The sequence below is a fragment of the Tardiphaga sp. 619_E2_N8_4 genome, assembly GCF_051810905.1.
GTDB classification, from domain to species: Bacteria; Pseudomonadota; Alphaproteobacteria; order Rhizobiales; family Xanthobacteraceae; genus Tardiphaga; species Tardiphaga robiniae.
The window spans coordinates 13,751-32,641 of the sequence record NZ_JBPWQJ010000002.1 but is presented as its reverse complement, the minus strand read 5'-3'; the positions used below and the strand labels follow the sequence as shown (position 1 = coordinate 32,641).

Genomic DNA, 18,891 nt, shown 5'->3' with positions numbered 1-18,891 from the left:
TTCGACCGACAACAGGGGCTATGTGGTCGCGGTGCTTTCACTGCTCGCTGCTCTCGCTGGTTGTCGCGAATGGACAAAGCTGAGGGCCAGCAACGCCAGGATGCTCAGCGCAGATGAAACCAGCAGCACGCGGCCGCCCAGAACATCAATCAAGAGGCTGAAGGCGAGGGGGGCCAGTGCCTGCGCGATGCGGGCGGGAGCTCCCAGCAGGCCCAGTCGATAGCCGTAGTTCTGCGGTCCGAAGATGGCGAGCGGCAAGGTGCCGCGAGCAATCGTGAGGATGCCGTTGCCCGCTCCATGGAAGACCGCGAATACGCTGGCAGCGCCACCACCAAAAACCGCTACGATGATCGCGCCGAGCGGATGGGTGATGCAAGCTAGGCGAGTGGTGGTCAACGGATGGAGGCGACTAAGCACGCTGACCTCCATAACACGGGCAAACACCTGGGCCGGTCCGATGAACGCGCCAGCGGCAATCGCCTGCACGGTGGTGGCCCCTGTGGACTCAAGGATGCGGGGCAGGTGGGCCGCCATCGCGCCCGTAACCGCCCATGCGGCAGCGAATGCAAAGGCAAGCAGTACCATCGTGCGGTCAATCGGAATGTGCGGCTTGACCGCCTCGGTCGTGGCCGTCGCCACGCGCCGGACGGTTGGCAGGAAAAACACATTAAGGGGCAGGCCGATGACGACGTGCGCGGCCGCCCATGCGAAACAGGTGTTGCGCCATCCGATGGTTTCCAGGCCCCATGCGGTCAGCGGCCAACCGATGGTGCTGGCAAATCCTGCCAGCAGCGTGATCCCCGTAATCGCGCGACGGGCCTTGTCGCCATAGATGCGACCGAGTGCGCCGAATGCCGCGTCGTAAAGCCCGAGGCCCATGCCAATGCCCAGCAGGAGCCAGGCGGTTGCCAGCATCCAGAGAGAATGCGATGCGCCGAGCAGCGCCAGGCCGATAGCAAAGGTCACGTTTGAGATGGAAAGGACCTGACGTCCACCGACAACATCAATCTGCCTGCCAACGCGTGGGCCGAGCAGGCCAGAGATGGCCAGTGCCGCTGAAAAGGCGGCGAAGAACCAGTTGCTGGAGATACCCAGATCACGTGCAATGGGGTCCGCAAGGATAGCGGGAAGATAGTAGCTCGATGCCCATGCCAACGTCTGTGTCGTGCCAAGCGCAAGGATAACGGGAAGTTGTCGTTCGCTGGCTGGGGATTCCATGGATGTCCTAGGTGGCTTTCGCTCGGGACCAAGCAAGGGCGAGGGGGCCGAGCAGAATGCCTCCCGCGAGAACGCAGAAGGCGAAGAACCACGCGGAGGCGACGTGCGGCCCACCGGCCAGATCGAGGGCCGAACCCACGCACCACGCGCCAAGTGCCGAGAACCCGAAGCCAACGGTGGAATGCACGGCCATGGTTGCCCCACGATTATCGGGATTGGCCGCCATGGTCATACCAGCGGTCAACGCGCCGGAGTCGGCGGGAACCGTGACTGCATAAAGCAGAATGAGCGGCAGGAGCAGCCAAGGTGATTGACCGGCCATAGCACCGATGAGAACGGCGATGGAGGCAGACATCACCATGATAGCAGTAACGGCACGGTGCCGACCGAGCCGAAGTGCAACCTCGTTTCCCAAAATACTGGATGGCATGGCCAGAATGGAAAACGCAAAACTGATGGCAATGGGCGTAAGCAGAGAAGGTCCGCCGCTGTTGCTTGCGACGAAAGTCCAGAATGCCACCAACCAAGTGCGGATGCCGTAGAGCTCAAAACAGTGGGCGCCGTAACCGAGCACGAAGCCCATCGCCGGTTTGTTGCGGAAGACAGGTACGAAATTAAGAAGGCGTCCCTTGCTCGGTTTCGGGGTGTGAGGCTTCAACAGAAGGCAGGCGACAATCATCACCAGCGGTCCCGCTGCGGTGACGTAGAACGCCGTGCGCCACCCGATGTTCTCGGCGACCAGCTGGGAGACCAGAAATGAAAGGCCGACGCCCAACGAAAAGCTTGACGTATAAAATGTCACCGCGCGGGACGAGTCGCCCGGGTTGAGCCGGTCGGTCAGGGCTTTGAGGCCCGGCATATAGGCTCCCGCGAACCCAACCCCGGCAAACGCCCAAAGAGCCGCGCCCGACCAGAGGCCTTGCGCGAACACACCAAACAACAGGGTTGCGAGAGCACTGAGGGCGGAGCCCGCGATCAGGACATAGCGCGCATCTATCCGATCGGTGAGCGTGGCGAGGAACGGCACCGCAAGCATGTAGCCTGCAGCGTAACTGCCAGCGAGCAATCCTGCATTTGCGCCGGTCAAATGCCACTCGGGAATCAGAAACTGGGCAAGGATCGACGGCACGACTACGTGCGGCAGCAGGCTTCCCAGCTGCCCGATGCACATGGCGACAATTGCCGGGCGTCCCTGCCAGGTCCCAAACGCAGTCACTTATGACTGTCCCTTCCTGACGCTTGTAGTCGGTGCAGGGGTTGCTCCCTTCTCATCATGCGCAGCAGCTGCTTTTCACGGCCGGTTCAGGATCGCCGCAGCAGCTTGTCTTCTCGACAGATGTACGTGAGCAGACCCCGGTCTCGGGAAGAACGAGTTCTACGCGTTCAGCGGCTTGATGGTCGCCCGCAATGTCAGCTGCAATCGAGCGTACCTGCTCATAACCGGTCAACATGAGGAAAGTCGGTGCACGTCCATAGCTCTTCATGCCTGCAAAGTAGAAGCCCGGTTCATCCTGCGCCAGCTCCCGTGCGCCGTGGGGACGAACTGTGCCGCAGCTGTGTTCGTTGGGATCAATCAACGGTGCCAGGGCCACCGGACATTCAATGGCCGGGTCGAGTTTGATGCGCAGCTCGCGCACGAAGTCGAAGCTTGGGCGGAAACCGGTCGCCACAATCAGCTCATCAGCTTTGAGGTTTCGCCCGCAGCAGGCGGAGCCACCAGAGATGCGCAGACGTCCCTCTTCAAGGTTCAAATGCGTTGCCCGGAATCCCGGTTCGACCTGCACCAGACCTGCTGATACGAGAGCGGCAAACGCCGAACCGAGTTCGCCTCGCGCGGCAAGTTTATCGTTGGCTCCGCCGCCAAATGCCTTTGCGTGATCTTCGCCGCGAAGAAGCCAGATGACGGTCGTCTCGGGTACTTCGCTCTTGAGGTGGGCGAGACTGGTGAGGGTACCAATCGCCGAATGGCCTGCGCCCAGGACAGCAACTGTCTTTCCGGCATAGCGCGCCCGGTCGGAACCAAGGATGTCCGGCATGGCGTAAGCGACCCTGTCGGCTGCGTCCTTCTCGCCGATGGCATAGAGACCGTTCGCACCAGCGGGGTTTGGCGTGGCCCAGGTACCGGTGACATCAATCACCGCATCGGCGCGGGTCACCTGCGTCCCATTGGCCGACGTCTGATAGCGGATCTCAAAAGGCGCAGAGGCGCGTCCTTTGCTCTTGAGCTTGTCAAAACCCTGGCGGCTGATTTCCGTAACTTTGCTTGAGGTGAGGATATGGTCCTGCAGCCGAGTCCTGTTCGCCAATGGCTCCAGGTACTGCTCAACGAGTTGAGACCCCGTCGGATAGTCACCAGGTGCCGGGGAATTCCATCCCGTGGCCTCAAGCAGGCGCTTGGCGGCCGGGTCAACATTGTACTCCCAGGGTGAAAACAACTGGACGTGACCCCATTGCCGGACTGCGTGGCCGACTTTGGGGCCCGCCTCCAGCACAATGGGCGTCATGCCCCGCTCCAGGATGTGGGCTGCGGCAGCGAGCCCGACCGGGCCTGCTCCGATGACAGCAACCGTCTTGGTCTGAATCATAGCGTTATCCCTTTCTGCTAGAATTATAGAAATAAAAGTCAAAAATATTCATGCTGCGGAGCTCTTTGCCGGCGCACAGTCCACTGCATCCGCGCAGCATTCGGCAACGAGGAAGTCCACCAATCCCTGCATGATGTCGTAGTTGGCATGACACACCAGAGTGGTTGCCTCCCTGACTTGGGTAATAAGCCCAGCAACCATCAGCGTCTTGATATGATGAGAGAGGGTTGATGGCGCGACCTTCAACTTGTCCTGAAGGCGACCGACCGGCATCCCTGCCTGACCCGCGCGGACAAGCGCGCGGTAGATCTTCAGGCGCGTTGGGTTGCCAAGGGCTTCAAGGCGGGCAGCTGCGTCATCTAATTTCATAGCCGCATGGAAGCTCCTAAGCCTGCCCATGTCAACCGTATTTCTAGTTTATTCGAAATAGGTATTCCATCTCCCCTCTTGACGCGCCCCAATGAATCCATAAAGCTGGATATATGGAATCAGAAAACGCAATATTGGCTTTTGCCGCCCTCGCTCAGAACACCCGGCTTGATACGTTCAAGTTGCTGGTAAAGAGCGAGCCGGAAGGCATTCCGGCTGGAGAACTGGCCCGCTCGGTCGGTATTCCGCAGAACACCATGTCTGCGCACCTGGCGATCCTGGCGCGGGCGGGGCTCGTGGTAGGCGAGCGCCAAAGCCGCTCGATCATCTATCGCGCCAACCTCAAGACGTTCCAGGCGCTGACCTTGTTCATGGTCGAGGACTGTTGCGGTGGCGATGCCGCACAATGTGAGCCGCTGATAGCCAGCCTGATACCCTGTTGCCCCCCGAAGACTGCGGGCAAGCGGAAAACCAAAGCCAACACCAAAGCCTAATGGAGGCACCCGTGACCGAGCGTATTTACAACGTACTGTTCCTCTGCACCGGCAACTCCGCGCGTTCGGTTCTTGCCGAGTCCATTCTGCGAAAAGACGGGGGTGGACGCTTTCAGGCGTTCTCCGCAGGCAGCCAGCCCAAGGGTGATATCCATCCCATCGCTGTGAAGGTCCTCAAGAGCTTCGATTATCCAACCGACGGTCTGCGATCCAAGAGCTGGCTCGAATACGCCGCCGTTGATGCGCCGAAGATGGATTTCGTGTTTACGGTTTGCGACAGCGCTGCGGGCGAGTCCTGCCCGGTGTGGCCGGGGCAGCCGATGACTGCGCATTGGGGCATTGAAGATCCGGCGGCTGTAACCGGCTCGGATTTTGAGCAGGAAGCCGCGTTCGTTGCCGCCTTCAAATACATGAAGAACCGGATCGCGCTGTTCTCGGCTTTGCCGCTGGCCTCGATCGACAAGATGTCGCTGCGTGCGACCTTGAAGGAGATCGGTGACGGCGAGGGGGCCAGCACCACGCGGCCGCAGGTCGCCTAACATGAGCGTCTTCGAACGATACCTGACTTTATGGGTTGCCCTTTGCATCGTGGTGGGCGTGGCGCTTGGACACCTGATGCCAAGTGTCTTCGGCGTCATTGCGAGCGCCGAGGTCGCCAAGGTCAACATGCCGGTGGCGGTGCTTATCTGGCTGATGATTATTCCCATGCTCCTCAAAATAGATTTTGGGGCGCTGGGCAAGGTGGCCGAGCACTGGAAGGGCGTCGGCGTAACCCTCTTCATCAATTGGGCGGTCAAACCATTTTCGATGGCGCTGCTTGGCACCTTCTTTATCGGCTACCTGTTCGCGCCGATGCTGCCAGCCGGGCAGGTGTCGTCCTACATCGCGGGGCTTATCCTGCTGGCGGCTGCGCCTTGCACCGCCATGGTGTTTGTTTGGTCCAACCTTGTGGAAGGCGAGCCGCACTTCACGCTAAGCCAGGTTGCACTGAATGACGTGTTGATGGTGTTCCTGTTCGCGCCGCTGGTGGGATTGCTGCTGGGCGTCGCGTCCATCTCAGTGCCGTGGGATACGCTGCTGCTCTCCGTGCTGCTCTATATCGTGGTGCCGGTGGTGGTTGCGCAATTCTGGCGCCGCGCCTTGCTCAACCAAGGGCCGGTCGCGTTTGAGCGGACGGTCGGGCGTCTGGGCTCTGTCTCCTTGGTTTCCCTGCTGGCCACGCTGGTGCTGCTGTTCGGTTTCCAGGGCGAGCAGATCATTGCGCAGCCGATGGTGATTGCCATCCTGGCGGTGCCAATCCTCATCCAGGTCTACTTCAATGCGGGCCTGGCTTACTGGCTCAGCCGCCAGTTTGGAGTGGCGTGGTGTGTTGCGGCTCCTGCTGCGCTGATTGGTGCGAGCAACTTCTTTGAGTTGGCAGTCGCAGCGGCCATCAGCCTGTTTGGCCTAAACTCGGGGGCCGCATTGGCGACCGTGGTGGGTGTGCTGGTGGAAGTACCGGTGATGCTGTCGGTGGTCAAAATCGTGAAAGCCACGCGTGGCTGGTACGAGGAGGGAGCGCCGAAGCCCACAACAAACAAAGTGGAGGCGCGGCCATGACCGTAACGATTTATCACAACCCTGACTGCGGCACGTCCCGCAACACCTTGGCGATGATACGCCAGAGCGGCGAAGAGCCGGAAGTCATCGAGTACCTGAAGACGCCGCCATCGCGCGCACGTCTGGTGGAGCTGCTGGCGGCGATGAAGATGCCAGCCCGCGCGTTGTTGCGCGAGAAGGGGACGCCATTCGTTGAGCTTGGTCTTGGGGACCAGAAGTGGACCGAGGACGAGCTGATCGATTTCATGATGCAGCATCCGATCCTGATCAATCGGCCTATCGTCGTGACGCCGCATGGCGTCAAGCTGTGCCGTCCATCAGAGGCGGTAGTGGAATTATTGCCGAACCCGCATATCGGCCGGTTCGTAAAGGAAGATGGTGAAGTGATTGAGGTTAGCAGTGCTGACTGATCTCTCCTTGCCGAACCTCGACATTGCTTCCGTCAAATTGCCAGAACTCGCGCTGTTGCATGGGGAGCCACCATCCCACAAGCCGCGCATCCTGTTGCTTTACGGGTCCTTGCGCGAGCGCTCGTTCAGCCGCTTCGCGACGGAAGAAGCGGCCCGGCTCCTGGAAGCCTTTGGTGCTGAAACCCGTATCTTCAATCCCACCGGATTGCCGCTGCCGGATGGAGTGCCCGCTAACCATCCGAAGGTAGCCGAGCTGCGTGAGCTCTCAGCCTGGTCTGAAGGCCAGGTCTGGTGCAGCCCAGAACGTCACGGCGCGATGACCGGCATCATGAAAGCGCAGATCGATTGGATCCCGCTGGCGATTGGCGCTGTGCGGCCCACGCAGGGGAAGACGCTTGCGGTCATGCAGGTCAGCGGAGGTTCGCAGTCCTTCAATGCCGTCAACCAGCTGCGGGTGCTCGGGCGCTGGATGCGGATGGTGACGATTCCCAATCAATCGTCGGTAGCCAAGGCTTATGAGCAGTTCGACGAGACTGGCCGCATGCTGCCTTCTCCGTATTACGACCGCATCGTGGACGTGATGGAAGAGCTCGTTAAGTTCACGCTGCTCACGCGGGCGGTGTCGCCTTACCTGACTGATCGCTATAGCGAGCGACGGGAAGCTGCGGCTAAACTCTCCGAGAGGCTCCAGCTTGATAAGGCCCTCTAGGAGCGCGAGCGCTGTCAGACCGCATTAACGCCGCGGAAACCTGCACGCTGCGCTCATTATCAGTCCGACACCGTATTCCATAACACCCGAACGGCGAACAATTGTTGTAGGAGCAAAGCTAGAATGCCAGCATTGTGCAGGCGGAATCCTCATCGGGACGCTGCAGGCATTAATCCGTTTAATCACCATCCCAATGCTCGCGCGCAAAGTTGTCGCGGTCTACGGCAGAGGCCGCAATTTCGAGAATGTCAGACTGACGCTAGGCCGCGGTCGCTCGTCTGTTGGTGGCACCGGCGAGCAGTTGCGTAATTTCGCCGGAAGGTCGCGGGCGACTGAAATAGTAGCCTTGCATTTCGGTGCAGCGTTCCGAACGCAGAATGTCTTGCTGTTCCTTAGTTTCAACCCCCTCGGCCGTTGTCGTCTTGCCCAGACTCACGGCAAAGCTAACCACGGCGCGGGCGATCGTCCGCGCTTCTTCTCTCGCGCTGGTCAGCTCGTTGACGAAGCTTCGATCAATCTTGATCTTGTCGAACGGAAACCTCTGCAGAGAACTTAGAGATGAATAGCCTGTGCCGAAGTCGTCGAGCGCTATTTGCACCCCGAAATCGTGCAATCGCGCGAGCGCCGCAAACACAGCCTCGCTGTCATGTATGATGGCCGTCTCCGTCACCTCGAGTTCAAGCCGCGCCGGCGCGAGCCCCGAGCTGGCCAACGCGCTGACCACGGAAGGCACCAGTTCCCTATTCCTGAACTGGGCGGGCGAGAGGTTGACCGCGAGCTTGACATGGTCGGGCCATTTCGCGGCTTCGGCGCAGGCGGTACTTAGCACCCATTCCCCGAATGGCACGATTAAGCCAGTTTCCTCGGCAAGCGGAATGAATTCCGCAGGCGCTACCATCCCGCGCTTCGGATGATGCCAGCGCAACAGCGCCTCACAGCCGAGAATCTCGTTGCTCTCAAGATCGACGAAGGGCTGATAGTAGAGCTCGAACTCACCATTGGTGATCGCCTTGCGCATGTCTCGCTCCAAGTCGCGCCGGGCGCGCATTACCGCGTCAAGCTCGGGCTCGTAGAAGCGGAACGTACCGCGTCCGCTGCTCTTGGCGCTATAGAGCGCGAGATCTGCACCCTTCAGGATCTGGTCGGAATCGACACCGTCATACGGCGCCACCGCAATGCCAATGGTGGCACCGGTGGTCACCTGATGGTCGCCGAGATCGAACGGCTCTGACAGCGCCCGCCTGATACTTTCGGCTATTGCAGTCGCTTCAACTACAGGATCGGAGACGCGCTCGATCACGGCGAACTCGTCGCCCCCGAGCCGGGCGATCAGGGCCGATTTGCGGATGCAGGCGCGCAGACGCGCAGCAACCGCCTGCAGGAGGCTGTCCCCCACGGGGTGGCCGAGCGTGTCATTGATTTCCTTGAAGCGGTCGAGATCGAGCACCAGCACCGCAAGGGCCGCGCCCCCTGTGGCCGTCACCGAGAGGGCGTGCACCATCTCTTCGCGAAGCATTACGCGGTTTGGCAGATCGGTCAGCGCGTCATGCTTGGCAATATATGCCATCCTGGCTTCGGTCCGTTGTTGCTCCGTGACGTCGCGATGCGTTGCGACCCAGCCGCCGCCTTCCATGGGTTGCCGAGTCACGCAAATCAGGCGGCCATCCGATAACTCGTCGATCCGGCTGGAACTCGCATCGTTAGGGAGAGCCCTCAGCTTGGAGAGCACCTGGTCCGTCGCGATGCTGCTGCCGTCGCATTTTAAGATGCGGTTGATAATACGGTGATGGATGATGGCATGGTGCGCCGTTCCCGGCCTCAGTAGCTTCGGCGGCAGCCGATACATTTGAGCATAGCGATCGTTGCAAACGACAAGTCGCTTGTTCCCATCGAACATGCAAAGGCCTTCGCCCATGTTGTTGATGGCGGTGTCTAGCCGCAGTTTCTGCTGGTGCACTTGCCGTTGCGAATCTTCGACCTCCTGTCGTGCCAGTGACAGCTGGCTGATGATCTGCTCGAACTTGCTGGTTCGTATGGCAAGCCGGCGGTCAGCCAGCACGCCGACGAAGCTCATCCCGAGCACCGAGATAGCGACCCCCGCGATTACAAGCGCCATGACGGCCGGAGAAAGCGACAGCGCATCGGGCGTCCGCGTTGGATCGGGGATGACTTCCACCGCACCCATCGCGATGAAATGATGCGTGACGATGGCCAGCGTCAGCAACAGCGCGGCGGCGCAGCTCCGGGGCCCATCCTGAAAGCGGACGGCAATGCCAAGTGCGGCACAGGAGAATACCATTCCGAGGATGATGGAGGCAAAAACGAGGTCAAACGACCAATGCACATGACCCGGAACTTGGAGCGCCCACATCCCCATATAGTGCATGCTGGCAATGCCGGCTCCCATGATCGCACCGCCAACGGGCGCGCGCCACCGCCCGGGGGGGCTGGCGGCAAAGCCGAAGCCGCATGAGGTGAACAGCATCGCGGCGATAAGCGAAGAGACCGTCAGTACGGTGTTATATCCCGTGGACACACCCGGCTCATAGGCGAGCATGGCAATGAAATGGGTTGCCCAGATCCCGTATCCGATAGCGGCGCCGGCAATAGCGATCCAGATCAGGCGCGTTATGGCCTTTGACGCATTGGCGCGATGAAAGATATTGATGGCTACGATGCTGGCGGCAAAGCAAACCACGACTGCAAGAACAACAAGGCGCCAGTCGTGTTCTTCTGTAAGACACGTTAAGGTGCGGAACATGAAAGCCTCGGTGATAATTCCCTGACCATAATCCAATTGACTTTCCATCGTACTAATTGCGTGCCAATTCTGATCGCGTAGTTTCCGCGTCGTAAAGAGTGCCGATGGTAATCACCGGTAGTTGCCGACGATGAGGGGCATGTTCCACAATCATAAAATTGTATGTATCGCTTCCTTACAGCACGCGCCGGCATACTGCCGCGCTCGGTGAGCTCCCGGCGCTTATCTATGTGACCGATGCGGAAGGCTTGATCACTTACTACAATACGGCCTTCATCACGATTTTCTCACGCACGAGTAAACGCCCCATGGCAGAAGCCATCCCGCGGATTCGCAATTATTGCTCAGACCCGGAAGTAGAGAAGCGGAATTTCCAAAATTAGCGAATGGCCAGTACTGGCGCGAAGGGGGCGGTCGCTCTGCTCCACCGGCGCACCATCCGCTGCGTCTGACGCTGCAAAGTAGCTCCATTGTGAGGCGCCTCGCTGCCATGGCAGCACCCTTAGGAACAAGATCGTTTTCCACATCCCCTGCAAGGCAATGAAAAACTGAGACTTCGGTCATGGACGGAGCGATCGTGCGCGGTCCTCGTGCCCGCTGTGACTGAAATCTGCTCGCAATGGCCGCACAGCCGGATGCGTGATGGTCAACCCTAGCCGACGTGCTATTGAGGCCACGCACAGTCCGGCGGACATCGAACGACAGTGACGAAAAGGCCATCAGCAATTGAACATCGACCGCACGATTTTGGCCGGAGCCCTCGGTGGATTATTCGCCGTGATGAGTTGGGGCGCATCGTTCGCGCTGGTGAGGGCCGGCACCAATCAGGGACTTCACGCGGTGGATTTCGTGTTCCTTCGTTACGGCGTGGCGGGGCTGATCGCTGCGCCGGCGCTCGTGTTTCTTTGGCGCGACGTGCGCAGGATCGGATTCTGGAAAGGGCTCGCACTTACGGCCGCCGCCGGTCCTATCTTCTTTTTCTTGGGGTCCTCCGGCTTTGTCTATGCGCCACTGGCGCATGGAGCGATCATTCAACCTTCCACGGTGGCAATTGGAGGTCTCCTTCTCGGAGCATTTCTTTTCGGCGAGACGCTGACCGTCAGAAAGTTGTCCGGCGTGGCGGCGATCATCGCCGGAATCATGCTTGTGGGAGGCTCATCCCTTATGATCGGAAACGGCCAGACATGGATCGGCGACCTGCTGTTCGCAGCCGCAGGATCGTTTTGGCTGATGTTCACGCTTCTGGTCAGAAGGTGGCGCATCGACCCCATTGCCGGAACGATCCTGGTGAGCGTTGCGTCGGCGACGATCGTCGTGCCGTACTATCTCGTCTTTGTCCGGCCCGATCGATTGGCCGCGATACCGATGGTTTCTATCGCTACGCAGGTACTTGTGCAGGGTTTCGTCGCGGGAATAATCGCCACTGCGTGTTTTTCCTACTCGATCAGACAACTGGGTGTGGGCCGTGCGGCCATGTTTCCCGCGATGGTGCCGACGGCCACGGTGCTCATCGGCATACCGCTTGCCAACGAGTGGCCCACGATAATCCAAGTATTCGGACTTGTGATGGCAAGTCTCGGCCTCGCATTGGCCATCCTTGGACCGACTTCCGACCTTCGGAAACCATCGTCCACTCTTTCATGAAAACATCATGATAACTCCTGTTTCTCATGATCTCGGATCCCCGCCATGAACGACCAGCGTTAACAAGGCTGGCAATCGTTCTGGCCATGGATAACAACAAACCCCAGCCTGAAAACAAGGAACTTTGTTGCGTAAATTAGACGCAGCCGATTCGTGGAATTTGTGGCGAACATCAAGATTGGACAATTCGCTAAGCCGTGCCAGACGATCTCGCGAGGGGCTGTGGGGTGCAGCAGAACCGGCCTTGCATTCGACGCTAGGCCACGCGCATTCCGGCTAACAGCGCAGGAAGGGCGCTCAAACTTGCAATACGATAATCGGGTTCGAATCCCAGATGGTCCATCTGCATGCGCATCGCTTTGAACATAGTCAACGGCCGCAAGCCGCCGCTATTCTTCCACTCGAGCACCATCGCATCCGTTGAGATTCGCTCAATCCATGCCACGGAAAACCCAAACGCCTTCGCGCCACAAGCGTCGAACGGATTTGACGAAACGAAGAGAACGTTGCTCCGCTTGACGCTAAGGTTGGCTTCGACGAGTGAATACGCGTCCGGGCTGGGCTTGAACACCTTTTTGGCATCGACGCTGATAGTGGCTTCGAGAACCGTGTCCAAACCCGTGTTGCAAACAAGTTCGTTTAGCATGGCGGTGCTGCCGTTCGACAGGATTGCCAATCTGAAATCCTTAAGGCGTTCCAGGCTTTGCTTGGCATCAGGATACAGGTCGAGGTGGACGTACTTATCCATGATGAGTTTCAGCGTGTTCGCGTCCGGCCGCAAGCCTAAGACGGTGAGAGCATATTGAAGAGAGTCGTGCGTAATTTGCGCGAAGTCTTCGTAACGGCTCATGAGCGAACGCAACCACGTGTACTCAAGTTGTTTCAAGCGCCAAATTTGCGTGATGACTTCGCCGTAGCCGGGGTAGGCCTCGTCGATCACGCCTTCGACCGACTGAACATCGTACAAAGTGCCATAGGCATCAAAAATAACGGTCGTAATCGTCATCGGCCTACCTGTCCTTATTCAGTTGAAGATGGTTCCGGCGATGCGTGTCGTGCCCTATCGCCCGACATAAAACGCGATGCGTTTCCCGTCCGAGTAGTTGCACAAACCACGAAACGCCTCTTGTCAGGAGATGCGGCATTCGACAAGTCGTCGACCATCGACGCAAATCGCGACTTGATCATTAGGCTTGACGGGATGCAGTCCGAGAGGTGTTCCAGCGAGCACTAGATCTCCTGGCTTCAGGGCGCCGCCGAAGCGAACGAGATCATTCCTCAGCCAGTCAAGAACCTCGGCAGGGCCGCCTGTCATCGCCCACAAGGCGCCACTGTCGATGGTCGCTCCATTAACGGAAATCGACAACGTCTTAGAGCTTTCCCAATAATCGAGCGGGGTCGTTTGGAGATCCTGAGACACGACAGCGCCGGCGTTGATGCCGTTGTTGGCGATGAGCTCAGCCAGCGTCCTGACGGGGGCCTTAAAGACAAAGTTGTGCAATTCGATCACCGGGAATGCCGCAACGATTAGATTATTCTCGCCTATACGGAGCGCCATCTCACCCTCTATTGCAAGGTTAGCGTAGGCGCCGTGGCGGAGATTGCTGCCGGACACGTGCACTTCACTTCGAAACACGCGCGCGTGGATCGGTCCGCTCATTCCGAATTGGCTGACCACTCCGGGTCCAATGCAACCGACTTTATATCCCGCCACGGCATCCCCATCGGCGCAGCGGAGACGGGCGACCTCCACTTGAACCGCATACGCTTCTTCAAGCGTTAGCGAAAGCTCCGGGTCGGCAAAGACGCCGCCCGGCATCGCCGCCTGGTAGTCGCGCCATTGGCGTTGCGCGAGCTCCCGCAATCGCTGGGATAAGATGGTGCGCGCCACCATCATCAGGTGAGTCGATATTTGGCGACGGCATCTTTCTTCCACGCTAACCCGTTGCCGGGGCGGTTCGGAATGATGGCCGCACCGCCCTTGATCTCGAGCGGCTCTTCCAAGATGGGATTCGCCCAGTCCACGTATTCGAGCCAGTGGCGGCCCGGCGTCGCCGCCATCAGGTGCGCGCTGACTTCTGGAAACAGATGAGATGAAACCTCTCGGTTATATGCTGCGGCCAGCCCGGCAGCGCGCTGCCAGCCCGTCACGCCGCCAATGCGATCCAGGTCGAGCATGATGTAGTCGGAAGCGCTCGCTTCGAGGGCCGCCGCCATCGGCGGCAGTCCAGTGAAGTTCTCACCGATCTGGATCGGTGTGCGCGCGGCTTGCGCAATCAAGGCGGTATGACGATAGTCGTCATGCCGGATCGGCTCCTCGATCCAGTAGAGGCCTTCGTCGTCGAGTGCGAGCGCCTGCTGCACAGCTTTCGAAAACGTCAACGCCTGATTGAAATCGACCATCAGTCGGACGGAATTTGGAAGCCGGCGTCTTACTTTCCGCACCGTCGCTATATCATCTTCAAAACGGTCGCGGCCGAGCCGAAGCTTAACGGCAGCAAAGCCGCCATCAAGAAGGGCTTCCGCCTCATCGGCGGCTGCCTCCGGTGACATCAGGCCAAGGCCGTTGCTGTTATAAGCCGGGACCGGCTGAAGGCCGGCGCCAAGATACGTCGCCAGCGGTACTCCCGCCGATTTGGCAAGGGCATCCCACACCGCAGTATCGATTGAGGATGCCGCCATCGCGAGCGGACCAGTGACGCCGGGAAGCCGAAAGTAACGCAAAACCGTCTGCGCGAGGTCGAGCGGAATTAACGGCTTGCCCGCAAGGTGCTCACTAAGCTCAGCTACGATCGGGACCAGCGAGCGGGCAATCGATGGCTGATAACAAAAAGCGTAAGCGCGACCCTCGACTCCGTCCTCGGTAAGGAGATCAACCAGAAGCAGACAGGCCTCAGTAATCTTCTTGGCGCTGGTCCCGAGAGGCCGCTTCATAGGCACGCTGATGGCCGTACCGACCAGTGAACGAAGCACCGGGTTATGAGCTTCTCTCAATCGCTTCTCTCCGCAAGGCAAACATGCTGCTGGATTATGCCAAGGCCGATCCGTTTCTGGATCATCTGCTCTAGAATGCCTCGCGACTGCGATCTCGTCAATGGAGGAGGGCGTGTGCTTCGGTGGAACACGGACAACGGCGGGCTAAAGCTGTCCGGCCACGCATCCGCACACAGAGCCATTTATTGCATCCGTGCGATTAATTCGATTTCTTCCGGTTGGACCGCGGATGTTCGTTGAAAAGGCAGGCAAAGACCGGGCGAAGCATCCCCTCGAGAAGGGGGCGATCCGGTCGGATCCGCGCCAGGACACGAATTCCGAGCAACTGGCCGAGAAGCATCCGCGAAAGGTCTTCGGCGGTTTGGGATTTCGTGATTATTCCTTCCCGCTGGCCCGACGCCACGCTGCGCAGAAAGAACGATTCGACGTCGCTCAGAAACGTCATGACGATCTGCTGAAAATCGCGATCAGCGGGAACGTGCTCCAGGGTCGAATTAACGAGCATACATCCCTTCCTGCGCTTATCAGTGACCGATCGCTCAATGATTTCCGCGAAGAACGCAGTGATCGCATCGTGCGGCGGCAAGGTGCTCTCAAGTCGACGTATCCGTTCTCGAAAGGTCTGCTCAAGGTAACGGTTGAGAGCGCTTCGATAGAGGGTCCGCTTGTCCCCAAAGGCGTTGTACAAACTTGCCCCGGCTATACCCATTTCGCCAGCAAGATCCCGAACCGAAGTCGCTTCGTAACCGCGGAGCCAGAATTGCTCGATAGCGGCGTCGAGAACGGCGCCTTCGTCAAATTCACGCGGTCTGGCCACTTCGCTATTCTCCTTGCCTCATAGCCCTTTCTTCTCAGTACCACCGCCGCAGGTGTATTAGGAAGACGATTCTTTCGCACTGCGGTAGGCATGATCGCAACACCCAGCCTCGACATATTATGGATCGTATGCTCTAAAATACCCCGATGCGGCCCCGGTTTGTTGCTAGTGCCGCCTGATTGGTGTTTTGGAAGTTCCGCGATGAGAGAAACAACTAGCCTGCTTCCCGCTTCGGCTCGCGACGAATGGCCCTATGAGGCACGATTCGCCAACGTAAACGGCTGGCGAATGCATTACGTCGACGAAGGAGAGGGAGATCCCATCGTTCTGCTTCACGGAAACCCGACGTGGGGATTTCTCTACCGCGACGTAATCGGTCCGCTAGTGGCATCAGGGCGCCGCGTCATCGTTCCGGACATGGTGGGGTTTGGACTGTCTGAAAAGCCGACCCGAGAGCAGGCGCATACGCTTGACGGGCATACGGCCAACCTGACCTCCCTTATGCGCCAACTGGACCTCAAGAAGATCGCACTAGTCTGCCATGATTGGGGAGGCCCTACCGGCCTATCGTTTGCTATGAGTAATCCAGAGCGGATCCGGGCCCTGACGGTCATGAGCACGTGGGCATGGCCGATGCCGCCAGCCGAATTCCATACCCGCATCTTCCCCTGGCGAATGATGCACGCTCCCTTGGTCGGCCCGTATCTACTCGGAAATCACAAGGCGCTCGCAGGGCGAGGCGTCTACCTTTCGGTGGTTGATCGGGAAAAGTTCGCCGCGACGGCACAAGCCGCCTATGAAGACGTCCTGCCTGATCCAGCGTCGAGATTATTGACCTGGGCATGGCCCCGGTGGATTCCGCTAGATAGCGAGGCCCGCGCCTATGAGCGCTTCGAATGGCTGGAACAGACACTGTCGCAGTCGAAACTTCCGACAATGATCATCTGGGGCCGCGAGGACGAGGTCTTTGACGCCGCAACGTTCTCCAGCAGGTTCAAGCAAATGATGCCGCATGCGGAAGGCCCACACATGGTTACAGGTAGACACTTCCTCCAGGAGGACTCTGGCGCCGAGATCGCCGATCTGATCCGAGCGTTCCTCGATCGTCTTGACGCAGAGGAGAGGGCGCAATGAACGCTGTCTCCGTCATCGAGAGACAAGATCTTTCTGACAAGCGTCTGGAATTCGGACTCGTCGAAGACCGACTGGGGCATTATCCGGAATTCCGGATGTTCTTCGCGAAGACTTTCGATCTCGAGCGCAAGGGATTGGCCGATCCGGGCTTCGTCCGTGCGCCGTCGGGAATCGCGTATGCCCTTGTCTTTATTGGCCGTAGCGGCGAGCCGTTTCCTTGCGGACTCGAGATCAGTGCTGTGGTGGACGCACTCGAACCGATTGACGGTGACGTACTGGACCGCGATCTCTGGGCAATTCTGCGATGGATGATCGGCTGTCCCGCACCTCATAAGACCGTCAAACGCCATGCCTATTCACAGTCAGTGGTTTGGCTTGCTCCCGGAATGGCTTCTCTGGCGCTGTTTGCCTATCCTTTTACGCTCGTCGATAGCGAAGCTGCGGGCCGAACGTATGCGACATACGGCGGGGTCTACATCGTGGCTTCGGTTTTGTGGCTGTGGCTTATCGAGGGTCAGCGCCCGGACCGGTGGGACATAACGGGGGCAATCATCTGCATAGCGCGGGCATCTGTTATATTATTCGCTCCGCGCACATGATTCAGCCCCGAGGGTGGGGTGAATACGTGACCGATCAGGTCGACGGATGCAGAGCCGCCACGGTCGCTTCTAGGACGGCCAGTGCATCCATTGTCCCGTCGGCTTCGCCCTTCTCAAAATCGTCGCCCGCCATTCCCATGGTGTTGGTAACGTGCGCCAGGCAAAGAACGCAAACCTTGGCAGCAGACGCGAACGCGTAGAGGGCGGCGGCCTCCATCTCAACCGCAAGTATGTCCCTGTATCGTGCAGATTGGATCGCATCGGCTGTCTCGCGGAATGGTGCATCTGTGGTCCAGCTCGCGCCGACCACGCTTCGCTGGTCGAGAATAGCCAACGCTGAAGCTGCCGCCGCTACTAGCTCGGTATCCGCTTCCGCGAAATCGGATACGGGGGCATAATGATAGCTGGTGCCTTCGTCACGTAAAGCCCGGTCGATCACCACGAAATAGGGCGTCTTCCCGGCCGGTTTGATTTGTCCGGCAGAGGTAAGGCTCACAAGAAGTTTGCAGCCGCTTGCGAACAACTCTTCGGCGACCAGGACCGCAAAGGACGCCCCCACCACGCGACCGATAATGCCGACTTCTTGTCCTGCGAGCGTAAAGGTATCCAATTCAGTGTGGTAACATGGCCATCCGGGGAAATGTCGAGCACGTCCCGAAGCACGCAACGCGCGCACCAGGTCGCCGTCAGGATCGAGCAAGCAGACGGAAGGGACCGGAACGTCAGGAATTTTCTTTTGACGCCTGGCCTCGCGCAGCAGAGCCGCCGGCGCAAAAACTGAAGGCGACGAAGTGTCCTTATTGTCGAGTATGGGAGGCATATCCATCTGAGTCCGATTTGGGATCTTAAGCTTTTAGGAGCTGTGTATGGACGATGCGAGACGGCAAGCCTACTGGGAAAATGTCTATGGCACTAAAGGCGAGCAAGACGTCAGTTGGTTCCAGGACACGCCAGCGCCATCACTCGAAATGATTGCATCAACGGGCGTCTCAGTGGGGGCGAATATCATCGATATAGGGGGTGGCGCGTCCCGTCTGGTCGACGAATTGCTCGCCAAGAAATTTCGCCATCTGACGGTGCTGGACCTATCTGCGAACGCTCTCACGGCTGCCAGAAGGCGCCTTCAAAGCGGCGGTTCCGACGTCGAATGGGTGGTGGCGGACGTCACGAAATGGCAGCCCACCCAAACTTACGATCTTTGGCATGACCGCGCCGCGCTTCACTTTCTGACCAATCCGGTCGACCAGTTTGCATACGTCGAACGGCTAAAAGGGGCTGTTAAGTCAGAAGGTCACGTCATCATTGGAACGTTTGCTCTGGATGGTCCTGAACGATGCAGCGGTCTACCTATCGTGCGGTATGACGCACTCGCCTTGGCCTCGTTGCTCGGAAGCCAGTTCGATCTGATCGATACGCGGCCGCATGAGCATGCGACGCCATGGGGGACCGTCCAGCACTTTCAGTTCAGCAGTTTCCGCCGCACCGCATCTGCGGTCGTTAGCCTGTAAAAATACTCAATTTCGTTTGCGCTCTTCTAACTTAGACCTCGGTGAGATAC

19 protein-coding genes are annotated in these 18,891 nt (G+C 58.9%); 9 read left to right on the top strand and 10 right to left on the bottom strand.

The window, feature by feature from the left end:
• Positions 1-18 precede the first annotated feature (18 nt).
• The 4 genes from AB8A23_RS29850 to AB8A23_RS29835 all read right to left on the bottom strand — a co-directional run bounded on the left by AB8A23_RS29850 (position 19) and on the right by AB8A23_RS29835 (position 4,172).
• Positions 19-1,218, bottom strand: a complete 1,200-nt coding sequence (locus tag AB8A23_RS29850; protein ID WP_439060638.1) for an MFS transporter — start codon at positions 1,216-1,218, stop codon at positions 19-21.
• A 7-nt stretch (positions 1,219-1,225) separates the two neighbouring features.
• On the bottom strand, positions 1,226-2,389 hold the full coding sequence (locus AB8A23_RS29845; protein ID WP_439060647.1) for an MFS transporter: 1,164 nt from the start codon (positions 2,387-2,389) through the stop codon (positions 1,226-1,228).
• A 100-nt stretch (positions 2,390-2,489) separates the two neighbouring features.
• Positions 2,490-3,803: an NAD(P)-binding domain-containing protein gene (locus AB8A23_RS29840; RefSeq protein WP_439060639.1), complete on the bottom strand. Its 1,314-nt coding sequence runs from the start codon at positions 3,801-3,803 to the stop codon at positions 2,490-2,492.
• A 48-nt stretch (positions 3,804-3,851) separates the two neighbouring features.
• Positions 3,852-4,172 (bottom strand): ArsR/SmtB family transcription factor, encoded by a 321-nt coding sequence (locus AB8A23_RS29835; protein ID WP_439060640.1) that lies wholly within the window; start codon positions 4,170-4,172, stop codon positions 3,852-3,854.
• A 113-nt stretch (positions 4,173-4,285) separates the two neighbouring features.
• Between AB8A23_RS29835 and AB8A23_RS29830 the strand changes: the two genes are divergently transcribed.
• From AB8A23_RS29830 to arsH, 5 genes are read left to right on the top strand one after another with little or no spacing between them, the layout of a single operon-like run.
• Positions 4,286-4,666 carry an ArsR/SmtB family transcription factor gene (locus AB8A23_RS29830; protein WP_439060641.1) on the top strand — a complete coding sequence of 127 codons (381 nt, stop codon included), beginning with the start codon at positions 4,286-4,288 and terminating at the stop codon, positions 4,664-4,666.
• A gap of 11 nt (positions 4,667-4,677) precedes the next feature.
• Positions 4,678-5,205 carry an arsenate reductase ArsC gene (locus AB8A23_RS29825; RefSeq protein WP_439060642.1) on the top strand — a complete coding sequence of 176 codons (528 nt, stop codon included), beginning with the start codon at positions 4,678-4,680 and terminating at the stop codon, positions 5,203-5,205.
• Between the two features lies 1 nt (position 5,206).
• Positions 5,207-6,265 (top strand): ACR3 family arsenite efflux transporter, encoded by a 1,059-nt coding sequence (gene arsB / locus AB8A23_RS29820; RefSeq protein WP_439060643.1) that lies wholly within the window; start codon positions 5,207-5,209, stop codon positions 6,263-6,265.
• Positions 6,262-6,675, top strand: a complete 414-nt coding sequence (gene arsC, locus AB8A23_RS29815) for an arsenate reductase (glutaredoxin) (protein WP_439061211.1) — start codon at positions 6,262-6,264, stop codon at positions 6,673-6,675. Before arsB ends, arsC begins: the two co-directional genes overlap by 4 nt.
• On the top strand, positions 6,668-7,384 hold the full coding sequence (gene arsH / locus AB8A23_RS29810) for an arsenical resistance protein ArsH (protein WP_439060645.1): 717 nt from the start codon (positions 6,668-6,670) through the stop codon (positions 7,382-7,384). The genes arsC and arsH overlap by 8 nt, the downstream gene beginning before the upstream one ends.
• Before the next feature lie 259 nt (positions 7,385-7,643).
• Here the strand turns inward: arsH and AB8A23_RS29805 are convergent, their stop codons facing one another.
• A complete protein-coding gene (locus AB8A23_RS29805; RefSeq protein ID WP_439060594.1) occupies positions 7,644-10,181 on the bottom strand; it encodes a bifunctional diguanylate cyclase/phosphodiesterase in 2,538 nt (845 codons plus the stop codon).
• A gap of 690 nt (positions 10,182-10,871) precedes the next feature.
• Here AB8A23_RS29805 and AB8A23_RS29800 point away from each other — a divergent pair.
• The gene (locus AB8A23_RS29800) at positions 10,872-11,789 is read left to right on the top strand and encodes a DMT family transporter (RefSeq protein WP_439060595.1); all 918 of its coding nucleotides are present in this window, start codon (positions 10,872-10,874) and stop codon (positions 11,787-11,789) included.
• A gap of 256 nt (positions 11,790-12,045) precedes the next feature.
• Here the strand turns inward: AB8A23_RS29800 and AB8A23_RS29795 are convergent, their stop codons facing one another.
• The 4 genes from AB8A23_RS29795 to AB8A23_RS29780 form a co-directional block, all read right to left on the bottom strand.
• A complete protein-coding gene (locus tag AB8A23_RS29795; RefSeq protein ID WP_439060596.1) occupies positions 12,046-12,795 on the bottom strand; it encodes a haloacid dehalogenase type II in 750 nt (249 codons plus the stop codon).
• A gap of 123 nt (positions 12,796-12,918) precedes the next feature.
• Positions 12,919-13,686: a 2-keto-4-pentenoate hydratase gene (locus AB8A23_RS29790; protein WP_439060597.1), complete on the bottom strand. Its 768-nt coding sequence runs from the start codon at positions 13,684-13,686 to the stop codon at positions 12,919-12,921.
• Positions 13,686-14,783, bottom strand: coding sequence for an enolase C-terminal domain-like protein (locus AB8A23_RS29785; protein ID WP_439060598.1), 1,098 nt, complete (start codon positions 14,781-14,783; stop codon positions 13,686-13,688). The genes AB8A23_RS29790 and AB8A23_RS29785 overlap by 1 nt, the downstream gene beginning before the upstream one ends.
• Before the next feature lie 199 nt (positions 14,784-14,982).
• Positions 14,983-15,600: a TetR/AcrR family transcriptional regulator gene (locus AB8A23_RS29780; protein ID WP_439060599.1), complete on the bottom strand. Its 618-nt coding sequence runs from the start codon at positions 15,598-15,600 to the stop codon at positions 14,983-14,985.
• A gap of 201 nt (positions 15,601-15,801) precedes the next feature.
• On the opposite strand from AB8A23_RS29780, the gene AB8A23_RS29775 reads away from it, so the two are divergent.
• Positions 15,802-16,734: an alpha/beta fold hydrolase gene (locus AB8A23_RS29775; RefSeq protein WP_439060600.1), complete on the top strand. Its 933-nt coding sequence runs from the start codon at positions 15,802-15,804 to the stop codon at positions 16,732-16,734.
• A 308-nt stretch (positions 16,735-17,042) separates the two neighbouring features.
• Positions 17,043-17,333, top strand: a complete 291-nt coding sequence (locus tag AB8A23_RS29770; protein ID WP_439060646.1) for a YnfA family protein — start codon at positions 17,043-17,045, stop codon at positions 17,331-17,333.
• Between the two features lie 34 nt (positions 17,334-17,367).
• On the opposite strand, the gene AB8A23_RS29765 is transcribed toward AB8A23_RS29770, so the two are convergent.
• On the bottom strand, positions 17,368-18,159 hold the full coding sequence (locus AB8A23_RS29765) for a nucleoside phosphorylase (RefSeq protein ID WP_439060601.1): 792 nt from the start codon (positions 18,157-18,159) through the stop codon (positions 17,368-17,370).
• Between the two features lie 40 nt (positions 18,160-18,199).
• On the opposite strand from AB8A23_RS29765, the gene AB8A23_RS29760 reads away from it, so the two are divergent.
• Positions 18,200-18,841: a class I SAM-dependent methyltransferase gene (locus tag AB8A23_RS29760; protein ID WP_439060602.1), complete on the top strand. Its 642-nt coding sequence runs from the start codon at positions 18,200-18,202 to the stop codon at positions 18,839-18,841.
• Positions 18,842-18,891 lie beyond the last annotated feature (50 nt).

Coding starts and splice junctions, on each gene's coding strand:
- arsC (WP_439061211.1), top strand. CDS start 6,262: ATGACCGTAACGATTTATCACAACCCTGACTGCGGCACGTCCCGCAAC.
- AB8A23_RS29775 (WP_439060600.1), top strand. CDS start 15,802: ATGAGAGAAACAACTAGCCTGCTTCCCGCTTCGGCTCGCGACGAATGG.
- AB8A23_RS29790 (WP_439060597.1), bottom strand. CDS start 13,686: ATGATGGTGGCGCGCACCATCTTATCCCAGCGATTGCGGGAGCTCGCG.
- AB8A23_RS29795 (WP_439060596.1), bottom strand. CDS start 12,795: ATGACGATTACGACCGTTATTTTTGATGCCTATGGCACTTTGTACGAT.
- AB8A23_RS29840 (WP_439060639.1), bottom strand. CDS start 3,803: ATGATTCAGACCAAGACGGTTGCTGTCATCGGAGCAGGCCCGGTCGGG.
- AB8A23_RS29770 (WP_439060646.1), top strand. CDS start 17,043: ATGATCGGCTGTCCCGCACCTCATAAGACCGTCAAACGCCATGCCTAT.
- AB8A23_RS29765 (WP_439060601.1), bottom strand. CDS start 18,159: ATGGATATGCCTCCCATACTCGACAATAAGGACACTTCGTCGCCTTCA.
- AB8A23_RS29845 (WP_439060647.1), bottom strand. CDS start 2,389: ATGTGCATCGGGCAGCTGGGAAGCCTGCTGCCGCACGTAGTCGTGCCG.
- AB8A23_RS29830 (WP_439060641.1), top strand. CDS start 4,286: ATGGAATCAGAAAACGCAATATTGGCTTTTGCCGCCCTCGCTCAGAAC.
- AB8A23_RS29760 (WP_439060602.1), top strand. CDS start 18,200: ATGGACGATGCGAGACGGCAAGCCTACTGGGAAAATGTCTATGGCACT.
- arsB (WP_439060643.1), top strand. CDS start 5,207: ATGAGCGTCTTCGAACGATACCTGACTTTATGGGTTGCCCTTTGCATC.
- AB8A23_RS29835 (WP_439060640.1), bottom strand. CDS start 4,172: ATGAAATTAGATGACGCAGCTGCCCGCCTTGAAGCCCTTGGCAACCCA.
- AB8A23_RS29850 (WP_439060638.1), bottom strand. CDS start 1,218: ATGGAATCCCCAGCCAGCGAACGACAACTTCCCGTTATCCTTGCGCTT.